The 3,422-nt window shown below is 70.8% G+C and carries 4 protein-coding genes; 1 reads left to right on the top strand and 3 read right to left on the bottom strand.

Translation table 11 applies throughout. The features are described 5' to 3' along the window. Positions 1 to 311: 311 nt before the first annotated feature. Positions 312 to 1,319 carry a stage II sporulation protein M gene (locus ACZ5VC_RS33160; protein WP_469123671.1) on the bottom strand — a complete coding sequence of 336 codons (1,008 nt, stop codon included), beginning with the start codon at positions 1,317 to 1,319 and terminating at the stop codon, positions 312 to 314. Between the two features lie 119 nt (positions 1,320 to 1,438). Here ACZ5VC_RS33160 and ACZ5VC_RS33155 point away from each other — a divergent pair, with 119 nt between their 5' ends. After that, positions 1,439 to 2,410 carry an RDD family protein gene (locus tag ACZ5VC_RS33155; RefSeq protein WP_469123670.1) on the top strand — a complete coding sequence of 324 codons (972 nt, stop codon included), beginning with the start codon at positions 1,439 to 1,441 and terminating at the stop codon, positions 2,408 to 2,410. 28 nt (positions 2,411 to 2,438) lie between these two features. Here ACZ5VC_RS33155 and ACZ5VC_RS33150 read toward each other — a convergent pair whose 3' ends face one another. Further along, positions 2,439 to 3,053, bottom strand: a complete 615-nt coding sequence (locus ACZ5VC_RS33150) for a hypothetical protein (RefSeq protein ID WP_469123669.1) — start codon at positions 3,051 to 3,053, stop codon at positions 2,439 to 2,441. Positions 3,054 to 3,337: 284 nt separating this feature from the next. Continuing rightward, positions 3,338 to 3,422, bottom strand: an 85-nt coding sequence (locus ACZ5VC_RS33145) for an adenosylhomocysteinase (RefSeq protein ID WP_351832617.1), incomplete at its 5' end; no start/stop codon positions are given.

Below are 3,422 nucleotides of genomic sequence, written 5' to 3'. Positions count from 1 at the left end.
AGACTCTTTCGTGTCCGATTCCCCGTCGGAGCGGGGTTTGCCTTCCAGTTCTTCGCTTTCGCGTTTCCCTTTCCGGCGATTCCGACTCTATCAGAATCATTTCCGCCGAGCTAATCGGCTTCTTGATTCGAATGAGGAATCGGGATGGCTCCTGGAAATCGAATTTCCGAACGGAGCGAGAGAGATGTTAGCTGTACCGCCCGACTGTGTCCAGTCCAGGCAACCGTTAAAATCTACCTCCCCATCGGTCCCGTGTCAACGGTCCCGGCGGGCGAAGAGGAGACTAGCAGGTCAGCGGGGTCGTACGCACATCAGGCGGCGGTCGGCAGCTCGGCGCTGCGATCGGTCGCGTCGATGTCGCCCGTGTCGCCGGCTCGCGCTGCGCGTCCGCCCAAGAGGTAGACGTACGCCAGGAATGCGAGTTCAACGACGACGCCGATGGTGATGCGGGCCCAGGTGGGAAGGCCCGACGGGGTCACGAAGCCTTCGATCAGGCCGGCGACGAAGAGGACCAGGGCCAGGCCTATGGCCATGCCCACCGCCGCTCGGCCTTGCTGGGCGAGGGCCGCGCGGCGGGTTTGCGGGCCGGGGTCGATGACGGTCCAGCCGAGGCGGAGGCCCGTGCCCGCTGCGACGAAGACGGCGGTCAGTTCGAGCAGGCCGTGCGGGAGGACGAGGCCGAGGAAGGTGTCGAGGCGGCCGGCCGCGGACATCAGCCCGATCCCGACGCCCAGGTTCAGCATGTTGAGGAAGAGGATCCAGATCACCGGGACGCACAGGAAGGCACCGAGGACCAGGCACATGGCGGCGGCCTGGGCGTTGTTCGTCCAGACCTGGGCGGCGAAGGAGGCAGCCGGGTGGCTGGAGTAGTACGTCTCGTACTGGCCGCCGGGGCGGGTCATGTCGCGGAGTTCCCCCGGGGCGCCGATCGCGGACTGCACCTCCGGGTGCGTACCGATCCACCAGCCGATGATTGCGGCGATGACGGTGGAGAGGACGGCCGTGGGGATCCACCAGCGGCGGGAGCGGTACACGGCGGCGGGGAAGCCGGCCGTCAGGAAGCGGACGGCGTCACGCCAGGAGGCGCGGCGGGTGCCGGCGACGGTGGCGCGCGCGCGGGCCACGAGTTGGGTGAGACGGGCCGTGAGCGCGGGGTCCGGGGCGCTGGACTGGATCAGGGACAGGTGGGTGGCCGTGCGCTGGTAGAGGGCGACGAGCTCGTCGGCCTCGGCGCCCGTGAGGTGGCGGCCGCGGCGCAGGAGGTGGTCGAGGCGGTCCCACTCGGCACGGTGGGCGGTGACGTAGACGTCGAGGTCCATGATCGGCTGCTGCTCCAGGCACTGGGTGCGTACGGGTTCGTACTACTGCGGCGCGCTGGCGATCAGCTTGGCAGACTGGCGTTCGGAGGGGTCGGGAAGGTCGAAGAAGGGTGGGCGGCATGAGCGGGGTTGTCACGGGGGACGCGGTCGTACTGGGGCTGCCGCCGGCCAGGTTGCCCAGCCGCGCGCTGGCGCTCCTCATCGATCTCGTCGTGGTGTGGGTTGCGTACCTGCTCATAGCCGTAGGACTGACACTGGCCACCGCTTCGCTGGACGAGGCGGCTCAGGCAGCGATCCGGGTGGCGTCCTTCCTGCTGGTTCTGGTCGGAGCGCCGATCGCGGTGGAGACGCTGACGCACGGGCGCTCGCTCGGGAAGCTGGCCTGTGGGCTGCGGGTGGTGCGGGACGACGGCGGGCCGATCCGGTTCCGTCATGCGCTGGTGCGCGGGGCGATGGGGGTGGTGGAGATCCTGCTGACCCTGGGGGTCGTCGCCTGCATCGCTTCCCTGGTGTCGGCGCGCGGGCGGCGGATCGGTGATGTGTTCGCGGGGACGCTGGTCGTACGGGAGCGGGTCGCGGCGGCGCGGACGGCGCTGGTTCCTCCTCCGCCGCCGTGGCTGGTGGGGCGGTTCTCGGAGCTGGATCTGTCGGCGGTGCCGGACGATCTCTGGCTCGCGATACGTCAGTACCTGACGCGGATGGGACAGCTGGACGCCGGGGTGGGGCGGGGTCTTGCCGAGCGGCTGGCCGACGAGGTGGTGGCGAGGACCGGGGCACCCGCGCCGGCGGGCGTGCCGGCTGCGGCCTATCTCGCGGGTGTGATGAACGAGCGGCAGGCGCGGGAGGCGCGGCGGGCGTTCGGTGAGGCGGCGGCGCGGGACGCGGCACGCGTGGCGGGTGCCCGGGAATTCGGTGAGCCGATGAACGGTAGCGGTGGCGGTGGCGGGGCGAGTAGGCCTGCGGCGGCGTGGTCCGGGGAGGGTCCGGCGGTGAGGGCATCCTCCGCTTCCGGCGCTGAGCCAGGTGATCCTGCCGCTGCTGGGGCGCAGGCGCCCCGGCCGCCGGCTACGGGGTTCGCGCCCCCGGCCTAGCCGCGCGAGGTGCCAGACGTGCTCCCGGTCAGGGGAAGACCGAGGGAGGGGTCTCGAGGGCTTCGAGTTCGATACCGGGTGCCGAGAGGACGACGTCCCCGGCGATGTGGACCGTGTGCTGTTCGCCGGTGTCGAGGGCGCTGACCTGGTATTCGTCCACCATCAGGGGGCCGTTGTCAGTGGCGTGCGCTTCACTCTTCATCAGGGCCCAGGCCTGGTCGACGGTGAGGGGGGCGAGGACCGGGTCCGTGAAGGCGACGAGCCGGACGCGGGTCGCGGGGGAACCGGGGGTGAGGCGAAGCAAGCGGGATGTGGCGACGAGGAACGCCGGGGACGTGCCGGTGAAGGCGTGGGCGCGCACATTGCCTTCTGTGGCGTGGTTTCCGGTGGGGTCCGTACGGACCCAGGTGACGCCGTCGAGCGCGGCGCCGCGGACTTGCCAGCTCGCAGCGTGCAGTTCGAGACGGATGGGGCGGCCGAGTTCGTCGAGGGCCAGGTCGACGGAGCCCGAGTGGTCGCCGGAGGGGGCGGTGATCTGGGAGACGTAGCGCCAGCCGGAGGGGCCGGGCGCGCAGTGGAAGTGCTCTTCGCCGAGGGGGGTGTGATCGTGCGGATCATGGAGCGAATAACGGCCGCGGGGCATGGGTCCTCAGGTGCTTCGGAGCGTCGGGGTGTGTGAGGCGCTGTCGGTCACCGGCCCGGGTGTGATTGGACCAGGTGTGATCGGACCGGGTGCGATCGACCGGGTGCGATCGGACCGGGTGTGATCGGACCGGGTGGCGGGTGCCGGCTGAGCCGTGAGGCTCGGGGGCCTCGACGGCCGGGGCCGATCTGGGGGGTACGGGGCAGGCCCCCGACACGGGGGTGCGGGGGCCTGCCTGGTGCGTACTGCTGCTGCTACGGACGCGCGTCGGCGCGCCATCGGGATCAGTAGCGGTAGTGGTCGGGCTTGTACGGGCCCTCGACCTCGACACCGATGTACGCCGCCTGCTCCGGACGCAGCGTCGTCAAC

Source organism: Streptomyces sp. NPDC033174 (assembly GCF_055577795.1).
Note: the sequence above shows the minus strand (reverse complement) of the source record. Positions and strands in the feature narration are given on the sequence as shown.

Excerpts from the sequence above, each read along its gene's own strand:
- ACZ5VC_RS33160 (WP_469123671.1), bottom strand. The coding sequence starts at position 1,319 with ATGGACCTCGACGTCTACGTCACCGCCCACCGTGCCGAGTGGGACCGC.
- ACZ5VC_RS33155 (WP_469123670.1), top strand. The coding sequence starts at position 1,439 with ATGAGCGGGGTTGTCACGGGGGACGCGGTCGTACTGGGGCTGCCGCCG.
- ACZ5VC_RS33150 (WP_469123669.1), bottom strand. The coding sequence starts at position 3,053 with ATGCCCCGCGGCCGTTATTCGCTCCATGATCCGCACGATCACACCCCC.